The organism is Streptomyces erythrochromogenes, from assembly GCF_040684695.1.
GTDB classification, from domain to species: Bacteria; Actinomycetota; Actinomycetes; order Streptomycetales; family Streptomycetaceae; genus Streptomyces; species Streptomyces erythrochromogenes_C.
This window is the reverse complement of sequence record NZ_JBFBGM010000020.1, coordinates 46848-62138: the sequence shown is the minus strand read 5'-3', so window position 1 is coordinate 62138 and position 15291 is coordinate 46848. Positions and strand designations below refer to the sequence as shown.

Genomic DNA, 15291 nt, shown 5'->3' with positions numbered 1-15291 from the left:
TGATGTTTCTTCGCTCGCATCTTCGGGACGGGGGGCGTGTGCCCGCATCAGTGCAGCCGTATTTTTTTCTCAGTTATGCGCATACACCGAGATTCGGGGCCGGGGGGCCCGATCCCGACATGTGGGTGGAGCGCCTGTTCCGTGACCTCTGCAGCCATGTCATGGCGCTGACGGATCTGCCCGCCGGAGCCGAGGCCGGCTTCATGGACCGGGAGATACGCAGCGGCGAGGGCTGGTCGGAGCGGCTCGGGGCGGCGCTCGCCACCTGCCGGGTCTTCGTCCCGCTGTTCTCGCCGCGGTACTTCGCCAGTGAGATGTGCGGCAAGGAGTGGTACGCCTTCGCGCAGCGGGCGATCCACCAGGGGGCCCTGAGCAACCAGCCCGCCGAGGCCATCGTGCCCGCGTTATGGGTGCCGGTCCCGCCGTCCCAACTGCCCGGTCCGGCCGAGCGGTTGCAGTTCAACCACAACACCTTCGGCGAGCGCTACGTCACCGACGGGCTGTACGGGCTGATCAAACTCCGCGGTTACGCCGAGCAGTACGAACGGGCGGTGTACGAGCTCGCCAAGCGCATCGTCCGGGTCGCCGAGACCGTCCGCCTCGACCCGGTCCGCCCGCTGGACTACCGCGGGGTGCCGAGCGCCTTCGGCCCCACCGGCAGCAGCCCCGCCCGCACCCTGCACGTGACCGTGGCCGCCGCCTCCCGGCACGACCTGCCGGACGGGCGCAGCCCCGAGTACTACGGGGACAGCGCGCTGGAGTGGAACCCGTACCACCCGGTGGCCCAGCGGCCCATCGCCTACGTCGCCGAGGACCTGGTCAAGAACCTCAACTACCAGACCAGCATCGGCTCCTTCGACGACGAGGCCGGCCACTACGACAGCAAGCAGCCGCCGACCCGGCCGGAGATCCTGATCGTCGACCGCTGGGTGGTGGAGGACGAGCACCGCCGCCAGCGCCTGGCCGCCTTCGACCAGGAGTCCCGCCCGTGGGTCAACGTGGTCGTGCCGTGGAACCGCTACGACCACCAGAGCCGCGCGAAGGAGATCGAGCTGGCGCAGCGGCTGGAGGAGACCCTGCCCGTCAAGATGGGCCAGGGCCGGGCCGCCTGCCGGGCCGCCGCCAACGGGGTGGCCAACATGGAGACCCTCGGACAGATCCTGCCGCAGGTGGTCGAGGCCGCGGCGCAGCAGTTCCTCCGGCACGCCCAGGTCTACCTGCCGGCCGGCAGCACCCACACCGAACGCCCGCGGCTGCTCGGGCCGATGGGGATGAGCGGGCCTCCGGCCCCGCCGCGGGCGCCCTTCCCGCCCGACGCGTTCGGCGGCCACAACGACGGCAACGACAGCAACGACACCGACCGGGGGGACGCGGATGACAGCGAGTCGTGACACCAGGGACGGCCGTGACGGGCGCATCGTCACCTTCTACTCGTACAAGGGCGGCACGGGCCGCACCATGGCGCTGGCCAACACCGCCTGGATCCTGGCGGCCAACGGCAAGCGGGTCCTGGCGGTGGACTGGGACCTGGAGGCCCCTGGCCTGCACCGCTTCTTCCACCCGTTCCTGGACCCGTCCACGCTCGGGGCCACGACCGGGGTCATCGACCTGATCAGCGAGTACGCGTGGGCCGCCACCAGTCCGGTGGCGCGGCCCGACGACTGGCACAAGGACTACGCGCGGATCCAGCCGCACGCGGTCTCGCTGACCCCGGAGACCCTGGGCTGGGAGTTCCCCGACGGCGGCACGCTGGACTTCGTCTCGGCGGGCCGGCAGAACCGCGAGTACTCGGCGACGGTGTCCACCTTCGACTGGGACAACTTCTACGACCGGCTCGGCGGCGGGCTGTTCTTCGACGCCTTACGCGCCGACATGAAGCGGAACTACGACTACGTCCTGATCGACAGCCGCACCGGTCTGTCCGACATCGCGGACATCTGCACCGTGCACCTCCCGGACGTCCTCGTGGACTGCTTCACCCTGTCCGACCAGTCCATCGACGGCGCCGCGTCCGTGGCCCGCCAGATCGACGAGCGGTTCAACGACCGCGGCATCAAGATCTATCCGGTCCCGATGCGGATCGACGAGGGCGAGAAGGAGAAGGCCGACGCGGGCCGGGCTCTGGCCCGGATCAAGTTCGACCGGTTCCCCGGCGGCCTGGTCGGGGACGAGCTGACGTCCTACTGGGGCGCGGTGGAGATCCCCTACCGGCCGTACTACGCCTACGAGGAGACGCTGGCCACCTTCGGCGACGAGGCCGGGCTGACCAACTCCCTGCTCTCGGCGTTCGAGCGGCTGACCGCCGTGGTCACCGAGGGCGAGATCACCTCCATGCCGGCCATCGGCGAGGAGGTCCGCCTGCGCATCAGGGACGCCTTCACCCGGCGCCGTCCGGCGCTGCCGGCGGACCTGTTCCTGTCCTACGTCGCCGAGAACCGGATGTGGGCCGACTGGATCGAGTCGGTGCTCACCCGGGCCGGCTTCCGGGTGGTGCCCAAGGACGTCTCGGCCGAGCGGCCGCCGCCGGGCGCCACGGGCTCCGCAGGGGACACCCTCGGCGGCGGCACGGGCATCAGCATCGACACGGCCGCGCGCACGGTGGTGCTGCTCTCCACCGCCTACCTGAAGTCGGCCCGGGCGGTGGACGTGTGGGAGCGGGCGGCCGCCGAGGACCCGACCGGGGGCCGGCGCCAGCTGGTGCCGTTGAGGGTGGGCGACGTACGGCTGTCCACGCCGTACATCGACCGCAACCCGGTGGACCTCTTCCGCCTGGACGAGGTGCACGCCACCGCCGCCCTGCTGCGCGCGGTGGAGCGGCCCATGGCCCTGCCCGACAGCGTGGCGAGCGCCTCGCAGCCCGGTCCGCGCTTCCCGGGGACCGTTCCGAAGATCTGGAACGCCCCGCCCCGCAACCCCGGGTTCACCGGCCGCAGCATCGTGCTGGAGCGGATGCGCGACCAGCTCGGCGGCGGCATGGCCGTGGTGCTCCCCCAGCCGCAGACCCTGTTCGGCCTCGGCGGCGTCGGCAAGACCCAGGTGGCGCTGGAGTACGTGCACCGGTTCATGGCCGACTACGACCTGGTGTGGTGGATTTCCTCGGAGCAGACCGACGACGTGGTCGCCGCGCTGGCGGAGCTGGCCGTACGGCTGGGTGCGCAGACCGGCGAGGACATGGCGGCCGCCTCCCAGGAGGCGATCGACCTGCTGCGGCGCGGGGTGCCGTCCTCCCGCTGGCTGCTCGTCTTCGACAACGCGGACGATCCCGAGACCCTCAAGCGGTTCTTCCCGCCGGGCGGTCCGGGGCACGTGCTGGTGACCTCCCGCAACCAGTCCTGGTCGCAGTACGGCGACGCGCTGCCGGTGGACGTGTTCCTGCGCGAGGAGTCCATCGAGCACCTCCAGCGCCGGGCCCCGGGGCTCACCAAGGAGGACGCCGAGCAGGTGGCGGTCGCGGTGGGCGACCTGCCGCTGGCCGTCGAGCAGGCGGGCGCCTGGATCGCGGAGACCGCGACCCCGGTGGCCGCGTACATCGAGCAGCTGGCCCAGCAGGCGGCGAGCGTCCTGGGCCTGAACCAGCCGCCGGGATATCCGGAGCCGGTGGCCGCCACCTGGAACATCTCCATAGAGCGGCTCCAGTCCCGTTCGCCGGCCGCGGTGCGGCTGCTGCAGCTGTGCGCCTTCCTGGCTCCCGAGCCGATCTCGGCGAACCTGCTGTACAGCAAGGAGATGATCGACGCCCTCAAGCCCTACGACGCCTCGCTCCAGGAGAAGCTGGTGCTGGGCCGGGTGATCCGGGAGATCGGCCGGTTCGCGCTGGCCAAGGTCGACCAGGTCAGCAACAGCATCCAGGTGCACCGGCTGGTGCAGGCGGTGATCCGGTCGCAGATGCCGGAGGAGGACCAGCGGGAGGCCCGGCACGCCGTCCACCGGATCCTGGCCGGGGCCCGGCCGGACGACGACGAGCCGATCGACAACCCGGAGACCTGGCCGCGGTTCAACACCATCTGGTCGCACCTCACCCCGTCCGAGGCCCGGTACTGCAAGGAGCCGGAGACGCGCCGGCTGCTGATCGACCGGGTCCGCTACCTGTGGAAGCGCGGCGACTTCAAGGCCGCCTACCAGCTCGGCGAGGAGCTGCGCGAGGCCTGGAAGGAGATGCTGGGCAACGACGACCTGCAGTACCTGTACCTGCGCTTCCACCTGTCGAACATCCTGCGTTCGCAGGGCCGGTTCGTGGAGGCGAAGGAGCTGGACGAGGTCACGCTGGAGCGGCAGCGGGCGGTGCTCGGCCCCTCGCACCCGCACACGTACATGACCATGAGCGGTCTGGCCAACACGCTGGGCGCGCTGGGCCAGTACGGGATGGCGATGGAGCTGGCGACCGACGCCCACGAGGGGTTCAGCCAGATCTTCCACGAGGCGCACCCGCGCACCCTGGCGGCCGCGAACAACCTGGCGCTGAACCTGCGGCTGGTGGGCCAGTACACCCGGGCCCGCGAGATCGACCAGGAGGTGTACGACCTGCGCACGGAGGTGCTCGGCCCGGAGCACCCGTACACCCTGTCGTCGGCGCAGAACCTAGCCCGCGACCTGCGCGAGGTGGGCCGGTACGAGGACTCGGTGCAGCTGCTCAGCCGGACGTACGAGATCTACAAGCGGACGCTGGGGCGGGCGTTCCCGGGCACCCTGTCGGCCGCGAAGAACCTGGCGGTGTCGCTGCGCCGGGCCGGCCAGCTGGAGGACGCGGTGCGGCTGACCACGGCCACCCGGGCCCGCTACCGGGCCAAGTACACCTCGGTCAACCCCGACCTGCTGTCCTGCGAACTGAACCTGGCCTCGGACCTGTTCGCGACCGGGGACCCGGGCGGGGCGCGGGACCTGGCGCAGGAGGTGGTGGACGAGTACATGAAGGTGCCGGGCGAGCGGCACCCGTACACGCTGGCGGCCGTGAACAACCTGGCGGTCTTCCACTGGGGCACGGGCTCGGCGGAGGCGGCGGAGGCGATGCTGCGGCAGACGATCCGGGGGATGCGGGACGTCCTGGGCGACAACCACCCGCACACGGTCTTCGCGCACCTCAACCTGGCCAACGCCCGGGCGGACCTGGGCGATCCGGAGGGCGCCCTGGAACTGGAGCGGCTCTCCGTGCTGCGGCTGCGTGAGGCGCTCGGGGCGCACCATCCGGAGACCCTGGCGAGCAGCTCCAACATGGCGATCAGCCTGGACTCGATGGGCCGCAAGGAGGAGGCGGCGCGGCTGCGCGCCGAGGTGGTGTCCGAGCTGACCCGGCTGCTCGGCGAGGACCACAGCCTGACCCGGTACGCGCGGGACGAGCGGCGGATCCACCGGGACCTGGAGCCGCTCGCCGTGTGATCCGACGGAGGGCGGCGGGGGCCTCGGGCTCCCGCCGCCCGCCACCCGAGACGAGGGGGGCGTTGTGACCGACAGCACGACCTTTCGAAACGAGGACCTGCCGGCCCTCTTCCACCACACGGACCAGGCGGCGATATCCCGGCAGCGGGAGTCCACCCAGGCCACGAGGGCCCAGCTGCTGCTGCTCGTCGCGGCCGCGGGGGCGGCGGCGCTGCCGCCGGGGCCGGAGCTCGGCTCGCTGCACCTGTTCGGGCTGCTGAGCGTGCTCGGGTACGCGGGGGTGCTGGCCGTCGGCATGCGGGCGACCAGGCGCCGGGCCCGCCCGCAGTGGCAGCTCAACCGCAGTGCGGCGGAGTTCATCAAGTCGCTGGCCTGGCGGTACGCGGTGCACGGGGCGCCGTTCGGCACTGACGTGGCCGACCCGGGGGAAACGTACCGGACGCGGCTGGAGGCCGGGCTGGCCGAGCTGCGGAAGATGGGCTGGGAGGATCCGCGGACGGCGGGCTCCGTGCCGGAGGGCGCGGAGATCACCGGAGCGATGCACCGGCTGCGCGGCAGGGACTACCACGCGCGGCGGGAGACGTACGTGCGGGACCGGCTGATCGAGCAGCGCAACTGGTACCGGCGTCGGGCGGAGGTGTCGCGGCGGGCGACGCACCTGTGGTCGTGGACGATCGTCCTGCTGACCTGTCTGGCCCTGCTGTTCGCCCTGCTGAGGGCGTTCGGTTCGGGCCCGGGAGCGGGCCTGACGGGGCTGCTGAGCACGGCGGCGGCGGCCGGTATCGCCTGGAACGAGGTGCGCCGCCACCATCCGCTGATCGAGGCGCACACCCTGATCGAGCAGGACCTGGCGGCGATGATGGTCGTGATGCAGACGACGATCACCGAGTCCCAGTGGCCCTCGTCGGTGTACGAGACCGAGCGGTACGTCTCGCCGCAGCACACGGACTGGCTGGCCCGGCACAGCAGTTGACGCGCCGGTGGTGGGAGGGCGTAGGCGGGTGCGCGCGGCTCAGTCCCGGGTCACGCCCTCGCACCACAGGACGGTGACGGGCTTGCCCAGGGCCCGGGCGTAGGCCACGATCTCGGCGGTGCCGCCGTGCCCGCGGGCCGGCCGGCCGTCCCAGACGGCGACGAGCCGGTCGCAGGAGTCCGCGATGTAGGTGCCCGCGGCGTAGTAGGCCTCGTCCGTGGAGCGGGCGAAGTCCATCCGGACCTCCTGGGCGGCCCGGAGCCTGAGGCGCCGGTAGCGGTCCAGCGCCTCGGCGCCGTCGAAGGCCTCTTCGTAGTCGTCGCTGGGGATCACCACGGTGAGGTCGGCGCCGCATTCGAGCGCGATGGAGGCGAACAGCTGGTCCGCTCCGTCGGCGAGGCTGGAGAGGGCTTCCAGCGGCCCTTCGTGGCCGCCCAGTACGGCCCGCAGGCCGCTCTCCACAGGGCCGAGCACCGCGTCCGGGAGGGCCCGGTGCCCGGTCACGCCGATGCGTTTCATGCAGGAACCTTCCCCCGTGGACACGGCCGCCCTGGACATCCTCCCAGAAGGCGGGAGGACGTCCAGGGTGCCGACAGGGGCGCGCGGGGCATGGGTCAGTAGACGCTGACCCCGTAGGCGTTGAGCGCTTCGACCACGGGCTGGAAGAAGGTCGTGCCGCCGGAGGAGCAGTTGCCGCTGCCGCCGGAGGTGAGGCCGACGGCGCGGGTGCCCGAGTAGAGCGGGCCGCCGCTGTCGCCGGGTTCGGCGCACACGTTGGTGCGGATCATGCCGTAGACGACGTCGCCGCCGCCGTAGTTGACGGTGGCGTTGAGGCCGGTGACCCGGCCGCTGTGGGTGCCGGTGGTGGAGCCGCGCCGGGTCACGGACATGTTGACGGTGGCGTTGACGGCGCTGGTGATGTCCTGGCTGCCGACGGTCCCGGGCGGCACGGGCGTATTGCTGGCGTACTTGATGAGCCCGTAGTCGTTGTTGGGGAAGCTCGACCCGGTGGTGGAGCCGAGGACGGTCGTGCGGGCGGAGTTGGTCCACCAGGTGCCCGCGCCGTCGGTGCAGTGTCCGGCGGTCAGGGCGTAGTAGTTGCTTCCGCTGCGGACGTTGAAGCCGAGCGAACAGCGCCAGCTGTTGGCGTAGATGGCGTCGCCGCCGGAGGCCAGCTTGGTGAGCTTGCCGGGGATGCGTTCGATGCGCAGCGCTCCCGCCTCGGTTCCGGCCTCGCGCTTGATTCTCGCGAGGGCGGCGGCGGAGACGGTGGAGTCGGCGGAGACCACGAGGGTTCCGGTGGCGGGGTCGGCGTGCCAGGCGGTGCCCGCTACGTCGGCCCGCAGGACGGAGGCGCCGGCGGAGGCGAGCCGGTCGGCGCTGAAACCGCCGTCCTGGGGGTCCGCGCTCGCCGCGGTGGGCGCGGCGAGCGCTGCGGCGGCGGCCAGGCCGGTGGCCACCGCGAGCAGCCTGTTACGGGTGGTGCGCTTGATCCTCACTTCTCGTCCTCCTGGAGAGGGTCGGGGGCCCGGCGGTCGTGGGGGTGCCGGAGCCCGTGAGGCGCAGCCGGGGGCATGGCCGGCGCATGAACTTTGGCCGTGCCCCTGACAAGCGCTGTCGGGAGTGTCCTGTCGTCGGATACCGGTCGCAAGAGCGGCTTTCGGCCTCCGCACGCCGCCTTTCACCGTGCGGTGCGGTCTGTTCCGAGGGGGTGCGGAAGGCCGGGAGCGGAGGTCGGCGAAGGCGCGTTCGGGTGGCGCTCAGGAGCCCGGTCGGGGCCCGCGGCGATCACGCCCCGCGCCTCGGATATGCCGGCCTGCGGGCGGCGGAGGGGGCGTCGGCCGCGCCGGGCGGGCGCGGCCGCGACGGGCGGCTTCCGGCCGGGGCCGGGGCGGCCTGCGTCCCCGCCGGACTCCGCCGCCTGACCGGCCCGCTCGTGCGCGTACGCGGGGGATCGCCCCGGCGCTGTGGGCAGCGGGGCGGCCGGGTCGGGTGCGGCGCCCTCGGCGCCGGGGCCGAAGGCGCGTGCCGCCCCGGGCCCTTCGGGCCGGATCGCGACGGCCCGGGCGGTCGCGGCCGGGAGCCGGGAGCGTGCGGACGGACGGGCGGCGGCCGGGAGGAGCAGGCCCGTCACGGGCCCGGGGCTCCGGCGCACGCGGCACTCGGCGGTGCCGGTCCGCGGCGCGGCGCCTGCGCCGGCGTACCCCGGAACGGCCGGAATTCGACCTTCCGGGTAGCCGGCCGGGCAGGGGCCGCCGCCCGGTGCGAGGGCACCGCAGGGGGCGGGCCCGGCGAACACGGCGGCCCCTGCCCCGCGCCCGCGCCGGGTCCGCCGGGCCGTGCGCGGATCGTCTGCGTCATCGCTCATCCCGCTCAGCCCTTCCACGCGCGTCCGGACGGGAATCCCCGCATACGCCGTCCGGGCGCGTGGAACTGACGCGGACTCAGTCGCAGCAGCAGCCGCAGTTGCAGTCGCAGCAGCCGCCGTCGCCACCGCCGCCGGACCCGCCCTCGGAACCGCCGGTCGACGAGGAGTGCGGGCAGCAGTTGCAGCACTCGCAGGCGTCGCACCACGGGTCCCGCTTCTTGCGCGACCAGGGGCCCTCGTGATCGGCGCAGCAGATCTGGCAGGTGCAGAAGAGCCCGATGGCCACCGCGCAGCCGGCCAGCAGGCCGCGGCGCGGACGCTGCGGGTGCCGGCCGCCGCCGCCTCCGCCGCCGAAGCCACCGCCGCCGAACCCGCCGCCTCCGCCGAAGCCGTCGCCGCCGCTGCCGTACCCGCCGGACCCTGCGGGCGGCGGGCCGCCCGGTACCTGGGGGCGGTTCGGGTCGTAGGGGTTCGCGCCGTACGGGGCGCCGGCGTAGGGGTTGCCCCCGCCGCCACCGTTCCCGCCGTACGGGTTCGAGCCGTACGGGTCCGCGCCCTGCCCGGCCGAGGCGGTGGCCGTGTGGCCGCAGCTCATGGTCCCGAAGGCCCGGTCCACCGAGGTGCGCAGCTCGTGCACGAGAAGCCGGTGGGCGAGCCCCGCGTCGGCGAACTCGACCTCGCCCAGCGCCAGCCTGATGCCGTGCAGGGCGTCGTCGCAGAGCCTGCGGGCCTCGGTGAGGGATGTCCCGGTGGCGGTGAGCGGGTTCCAGGCACCCGCCTCGGCGTCGGCGACCCGGTCCTCCACGGCGTCCAGCAGGTGCGCGAGCCGCCCGAAGTACCGGCCGGCCTCGGCCAGCGCGGGGGCGTTGCCCGGCCGTCCGGCCAGCTGTGCGGTATGCGCGAAGGCAGCGGCCGTCGCGGTCTCCGTGGGCTCGGTCACCACGAGCACGGGAGTGCCGGGGCCGGCCAGCGTCTCGATGCCCGCCTGCCGGTCCACCGCGTCCACGAGCACCGCGGTGTCGAAGCCGAGCGAGGCTCCGGTGCGCGCACCGGCCCGGTCCCAGCCGCGGGCCACCCTGCGGGCGGCGGCGGCGATCGGGGCGCGGGCCAACAGCCCGTCCCGGTCGGCCACGTGGTCGCGCACCTTGGCGGAGGCCAGGACCAGTGACACGGCGGCCGCGAGCCGGGCGCCCTCGCCCTTGGCGACGGCGGCCGTGCGCATCCCGCGCAGCGGGCAGGGGCCCGCGGTGCGCCGGGAGCCGGGTGCGGGACCGGACTGAGCCTCCGTCAGAACGGAGACGAGCAGCCCGTCATAGTTCGTGACGATCCGGGCGAACTGCCCGTGGTCCCCCCGAAGTGCCAGGCACAGCCCGCACAGATGGGCCATCCACTCCGCCTTGAACCGCTCCCCGAGCCGGTGCGTGCAAGGCCTGACTATGCCGAACAAGCTGCTTCCCCCGTGTGTCGTACGCGTGCTTGCCGGGCATCGTATCGACCCGCCTCTTTCACCCGTACGTCCCCGCCGCCCACCCGTACGGCGGTGCCGGTCGTATTTTCACTCAGTCAGCAGCGGTAGCGACCAGGATCCTTGACCGTGCAACGGATGTTCTGCACCAGTACCGTCACGAAACCCCTGCGCGGCGACTATCCACTTGGCGCGTTGTCAGCATCATGGACGAGCATAGGGGCAGCGGAGAGAAGACAGAATGACCGCGGTGAAAGGAGGCAGTCCATGGGTTCGGTGCGCAAGGCGAGTGCCTGGCTGGGTCTCGTGGAGGACAGCGACGACGAGCGCTACTACGACGACGACTACGCGGAGGCCGCCCACGGTTCCGTCGCGGGCCCCGGTGACCAGTGGGTGACCGACCCCCGCGTCAAGGTGGCCTCCGAGTCGGCCGTGGAGCACGGCCGCCGGATCGCGACCGTCACCCCGGACGGGTTCCGGGACGCGCGCGGCATCGGTGAGCTGTTCCGCGACGGGGTCCCGGTGATCGTGAACCTGTCGTCGATGGACCCGACCGACGCGAAGCGCGTCGTCGACTTCGCGGCCGGACTGACCTTCGGTCTGCGCGGTTCGATCGAGCGGGTGGCGACCAGGGTCTTCCTGCTGACCCCGGCCGACACCCAGATCGTGAGCGGCGAGCCCGGCGGCCGCTCGCGCGACTTCTTCAACCAGAGCTGAGCAGGGCTCTCACCGGAAGGCGTCCAGCCCGGTGAGCGCCTTGCCCAGCACCAACTGGTGCATCTCGACGGTGCCCTCGTAGGTGAGCACCGATTCGAGGTTGGTGGCGTGCCGCATGACGGGGTATTCGAGCGAGATCCCGTTGGCGCCGAGGACGGTCCGCGCGGTGCGGCAGATCTCGATGGCCTCGCGGACGTTGTTGAGCTTGCCGAAGCTGATCTGCTCCGGCCGCAGGGTGCCCGCGTCCATCCGCCGGCCCAGGTGGTGGGCGAGCAGGATGCCCTTGTGGAGTTCGAGGGCCATGTCCGCGAGCTTGGCCTGGGTGAGCTGGAAGCCGCCGATCGGCTTGCCGAACTGCTCGCGCGTCCTCGCGTAGTCGAGCGCGGCCTCGAAACTGGCCCGCGCCGCGCCCATGGACCCCCAGATGATCCCGTACCGCGCGTGGCTGAGACAGCCGAGCGGTCCCTTGAGCCCGTTGACGAGCGGCAGCACCGCGTCGGCGGGCAGCCGTACGTCGTCCATGACCAGCTCGCTGGTGACGCTGGCCCGCAGCGACCACTTGTGCTTGATCTCCGGCGCGGAGAAGCCGGGCGTGTCGGTGGGCACGGCGAAGCCGCGGATCCCGTCGTCGGTCTGCGCCCACACCACCGCCACCGCGGCGACGGAGCCGTTGGTGATCCACATCTTGCGGCCGTTCAGCACCCAGTCGGTGCCGTCGCGCTTGGCGTGGGTCCGCATCGCCGCCGGGTCGGAGCCCACGTCGGGCTCGGTCAGCCCGAAGCAACCGATCAGCTCGCCCGCGGCCATGCCGGGCAGCCAGCGCTGCTTCTGCTCCTCGGATCCGTACTTCCAGATCGCGTACATGGCCAGCGACCCCTGTACGGAGACCAGCGAGCGGATGCCGGAATCGGCGGCCTCCAGCTCCAGGCAGGCGAGGCCGTACTGCACGGCGCTGGCGCCGGCGCACCCGTAGCCCTCCAGGGACATCCCGAGCGCCCCGATCGCACCGAGCTCCCGGGCCAGCTCACGGATCTCGGGGAGCTCGCCGCTCTCGTACCACTGGGCGATGTGCGGCAGCACCCGGTCGGCGGCCCAGGTGCGGACGGTGTCCCGGACGGCGAGGTCCTCGGGCCCGAGGAGCTCGTCGAGCCCGAGCGGATCGGTGGGAACGAAGGACACGGGGCCTCCCGGCGGCCTGAGCGGAACCTGGCGGCGCAAGTTTTCGCGCCCACCCGAAGCTATTGGCCTGCGGCGGGCAAATCCAGCCCCACTTTCCGGCGCGGGGCCGGCGGGGCGGGACGCGCGCGGCCGGACGGCCCGCGCGGTCAGCCGGCTTGTTCGACCGGGGTCGGCCGCGGCTCGCCCTTCGCCTGCGCGGGCAGTCGCACCGGCTCGGCCTCCCCGGCCGCTCCGCAGTCCATCACCCGCGGCAGCTTCAGCGCCATCACGGCCCCCGCGAACAGCAGCCCCGCACTCACCAGCAGCGTCACGTGCAGCCCGTGCACGAAGGAGTGCCGGGCCGCCGCGTACAGGGCGGCTCCCGCCGGGCCGCCGAGGCCCGAGGCGATCTGGTACGCCTCGCCGAGGGAGTTCGCGGCGCCCGCCGACTCCGCCGCCGAGACCCCCGGCACCGAGGCGAGCCCCGGCCGGTAGGCCGCGTTCATCACGCTGCCCAGCAGCGCGATGCCGATGCCCGCGCCCAGCTGGTAGGAGGTCTCGCCGATCGAGGCCGCCCCGCCCGCGGTCTCGGCCGGGGCCTCGCTCAGCATCGACTCGTACGCGGCGAACAGCGTGGTCTGCAGCCCGAAGCCGAGCAGGATGAAGCCGACGGTCAGCAGCACCGGCCGGTCCTGCTGGCCCATCAGCGTCAGCAGGAGCACGGCGAAGGCCGTCAGCAGGAAGCCCAGCGACACCATGGTGCGCGGCCCGACCCGGGCCAGGGTGTACGAGCCGGTGGCGCCCGCGGCCATGGCGGCGAAGGTCAGCGGCAGCAGGCGCAGGCCGGTCTCCAGCGGGCTGAGGTGCAGCACCAGCTGGAGGTACTGGACGGCGATCAGCTCCAGCCCGACCAGCGCGAGCATGGCCAGCACGATGCAGGCGACCGAGGTGGAGAAGGCGGGCCGCGCGAACATCCGCATGTCGATGAGCGGGTGCTCGCGCCGCTTCTGGCGGCGTACGAAGAGCACGAGCAGCGTCGCGCCGATCAGCAGCGGGACCAGCGCCTCGGCGTCGAGGAGGTGCCGTTCGGCGCCGATCCGCTTGATCCCGAGCACCGATCCGAGCACGCCGGCGGCGGCCATGAGCGCACCGAGCACGTCCCAGGGCCCGTCCGCGGAGCCGCGCGACTCCGGCAGCAGCCAGCGGCCGAGCGGGAGGATCAGCGCCATCAGCGGGATGTTGATGAGGAAGACGGAGCCCCACCAGAAGTGCTCGATGAGAAAGCCGCCGAGGACGGGGCCGCTGGCCGCGCCGATCGCGGCGACGGCGGTCCAGATGCCGATGGCGAGGGCCCGCTCGCGCCGGTCGGGGAAGACCTGGCGCAGGATCGACAGGGTGGCCGGCATGATCATCGCGCCGCCGATGCCGAGCAGGGCGCGCGCGGCGATGAGGACCTGGGCGTTGTCGGCGAAGGCCGCTATCGCGGAGGCCACGCCGAAGAGCCCGTATCCGAGGAGGAGGATGCGGCGGCGGCCCACCCGGTCCCCGAGGGTGCCGAAGAGGATCAGCAGCGAGGCGCAGACCAGCGGGTAGGCGTCGACGACCCAGAGGAGCTCCATCGGGCCCGGCCGCAGGTCTTCGGTGACGGACGGGACCGCGACGTGCAGGATCGTCGCGTCGAGAGCGACGAGGACCAGGCTGACGCAGAGAACGGCCAGGACGACCCAGCGGTTGGCGCCGCCGGAGGCCGCTCCCAGCCGCTGCCAGGGCGAAGGGGTCCCGGCCGTGGCCGTGTGCGTCCCCGCCATGCATGTACCTCCCAGGTGATCCCTCGCGCTCGGTGGACCAGCGTCTGGCGGAGCCACGGGGGGGTGGTGCGCTGTGCGGCATCCAACGGGGTCCGGCATCGACACGCGAGTGAACGGTCAGCGTACGCGAGTTCGTGTGCCCGACACGTGGTCAAGCTCTCATACCGGCGGCGCCCCCCGTGTGGCGTGCGCCACTCCCCCGCCCCGGAGTGCTCCCCCGCGTACACGGCCGCTCACGTTCCGTGCTCCTCGGCGCCGGCCCCTGTCGGACGCCACCGATAATCATGCCTGTGGAAGATCTTGGATTTCGCCGGGCCGCGCCCGCACTGGCCGCCTTCGCCGCGGTCCGGCTGCTCGGGCTGACCGTGCTCGCGGTGTGGGGCGCGGTGGCGGGCAGCAGCCCGCACACGCTGCTGTCCGCCCGATGGGACTCGCTCTGGTACGCCCGCATCGCCGCCGAGGGGTACGGCTACGAGATCGCCCTGCCGAACGGGGACGTCCACTCGAACCTGGCGTTCTTCCCGCTGCTGCCGTGGCTGGAGCGGGGGGTGTCGGCGGTGACCGGGCTCTCGTACGGTTCGGCGGGCCTGGTGGTGTCGGTGCTCGCCGGGCTCGCCGCAGCCTGGGGGATCTTCGCGGTGGGAGACCTGCTCCACGGCCGCCGCACCGGGGTGTTCGCGGTCGCCGTCTGGGCGGCGCTGCCCGTGGGGATCGTGCAGTCCATGGCGTACAGCGAGTCGCTGTTCACCGCGCTGGCCGCGTGGGCGCTGTACGGGGCCCTGCGCGGCCGGTGGCTGACGGCGGGGCTGCTCGCCGCCGGGGCCGGGCTGACCCGCCCGGTCGGCGCGGCGGTCGTCGCCGCGGTGTGGGTGGCCGTCGTACTGGCGTGGCGCCGCGGGGAGCGGTCGTGGCGGATGGCGGCGGGGGCGCTGCTGGCTCCGGCGGGCGCGGCCGCGTACGTCCTGTGGGTGGGCGCGCGCACCGGGGGCGGCCTGCTCGGGTACCTGGACGTCCAGGCCGGCTGGGGCAACGGCTTCGACGGCGGCTGGGCCTTCGCCCGCTTCGTCGGGGCGAAGCTGGCCTCGTCCGCCTGGCCGGCCGGGCTGGGGCTGATCGTCGGTGTCGCCCTGGTGCTGTGGCTGTACGCGGCGTGCGTGCGGCAGCGGCAGCCGGCGCCGCTGCTCGTGTACTGCGGGATCGTGGTGGCGCTGGCGCTGTGCGCGTCGGGGTACTTCGGTTCGAAGCCGCGGCTGTTGCTGCCGGCCTTTCCGCTGATGCTGGTGCCGGCGGTGGCGCTGGCCCGGTGGCGGACCCGGCGGGCGGCCCTGGTGGTGGGCGCGGTCGCCCTGGCGTCGGCGGTGTACGGGGCGTTCTGGCTGAACGGCTCGGGCCCGCCCTGAGGGGTAATCGACCTGCGGCAATAAAGCCC

11 protein-coding genes are annotated in these 15291 nt (G+C 73.1%); 5 read left to right on the top strand and 6 right to left on the bottom strand.

The window, feature by feature from the left end:
* The first annotated feature begins 2 nt into the window (after nt 1–2).
* The 3 genes from AB0O53_RS26380 to AB0O53_RS26370 all read left to right on the top strand — a co-directional run bounded on the left by AB0O53_RS26380 (nt 3) and on the right by AB0O53_RS26370 (nt 6346).
* Complete coding sequence (locus AB0O53_RS26380) at nt 3–1391, top strand: TIR-like protein FxsC (RefSeq protein ID WP_351001540.1); 1389 nt, start codon at nt 3–5, stop codon at nt 1389–1391.
* The gene (fxsT, locus tag AB0O53_RS26375; RefSeq protein WP_365198705.1) at nt 1375–5373 is read left to right on the top strand and encodes an FxSxx-COOH system tetratricopeptide repeat protein; all 3999 of its coding nucleotides are present in this window, start codon (nt 1375–1377) and stop codon (nt 5371–5373) included. Before AB0O53_RS26380 ends, fxsT begins: the two co-directional genes overlap by 17 nt.
* Nucleotides 5374–5437: 64 nt before the next feature.
* Entirely contained in the window at nt 5438–6346 is a 909-nt protein-coding gene (locus AB0O53_RS26370; protein WP_365198702.1) for a DUF4231 domain-containing protein, read from the top strand.
* A gap of 39 nt (nt 6347–6385) precedes the next feature.
* Here AB0O53_RS26370 and AB0O53_RS26365 read toward each other — a convergent pair whose 3' ends face one another.
* The 4 genes from AB0O53_RS26365 to AB0O53_RS26350 all read right to left on the bottom strand — a co-directional run bounded on the left by AB0O53_RS26365 (nt 6386) and on the right by AB0O53_RS26350 (nt 10161).
* Complete coding sequence (locus tag AB0O53_RS26365) at nt 6386–6865, bottom strand: hypothetical protein (RefSeq protein ID WP_351001448.1); 480 nt, start codon at nt 6863–6865, stop codon at nt 6386–6388.
* A 95-nt stretch (nt 6866–6960) separates the two neighbouring features.
* The gene (locus AB0O53_RS26360; protein WP_351001451.1) at nt 6961–7845 is read right to left on the bottom strand and encodes a S1 family peptidase; all 885 of its coding nucleotides are present in this window, start codon (nt 7843–7845) and stop codon (nt 6961–6963) included.
* Nucleotides 7846–8027: 182 nt separating this feature from the next.
* The gene (locus AB0O53_RS26355; protein WP_365198699.1) at nt 8028–8480 is read right to left on the bottom strand and encodes a hypothetical protein; all 453 of its coding nucleotides are present in this window, start codon (nt 8478–8480) and stop codon (nt 8028–8030) included.
* A gap of 310 nt (nt 8481–8790) precedes the next feature.
* Complete coding sequence (locus AB0O53_RS26350; protein WP_351001457.1) at nt 8791–10161, bottom strand: DUF5685 family protein; 1371 nt, start codon at nt 10159–10161, stop codon at nt 8791–8793.
* A 285-nt stretch (nt 10162–10446) separates the two neighbouring features.
* On the opposite strand from AB0O53_RS26350, the gene AB0O53_RS26345 reads away from it, so the two are divergent.
* Nucleotides 10447–10896: a cell division protein SepF gene (locus tag AB0O53_RS26345; protein WP_030030440.1), complete on the top strand. Its 450-nt coding sequence runs from the start codon at nt 10447–10449 to the stop codon at nt 10894–10896.
* 9 nt (nt 10897–10905) lie between these two features.
* Here the strand turns inward: AB0O53_RS26345 and AB0O53_RS26340 are convergent, their stop codons facing one another.
* Nucleotides 10906–12075: an acyl-CoA dehydrogenase family protein gene (locus AB0O53_RS26340; protein ID WP_351001460.1), complete on the bottom strand. Its 1170-nt coding sequence runs from the start codon at nt 12073–12075 to the stop codon at nt 10906–10908.
* Nucleotides 12076–12221: 146 nt separating this feature from the next.
* Complete coding sequence (locus AB0O53_RS26335) at nt 12222–13862, bottom strand: MFS transporter (protein WP_351001461.1); 1641 nt, start codon at nt 13860–13862, stop codon at nt 12222–12224.
* Nucleotides 13863–14146: 284 nt separating this feature from the next.
* Between AB0O53_RS26335 and AB0O53_RS26330 the strand changes: the two genes are divergently transcribed.
* Nucleotides 14147–15262 (top strand): putative hexosyltransferase, encoded by a 1116-nt coding sequence (locus AB0O53_RS26330; RefSeq protein WP_351001463.1) that lies wholly within the window; start codon nt 14147–14149, stop codon nt 15260–15262.
* Nucleotides 15263–15291: the final 29 nt, after the last annotated feature.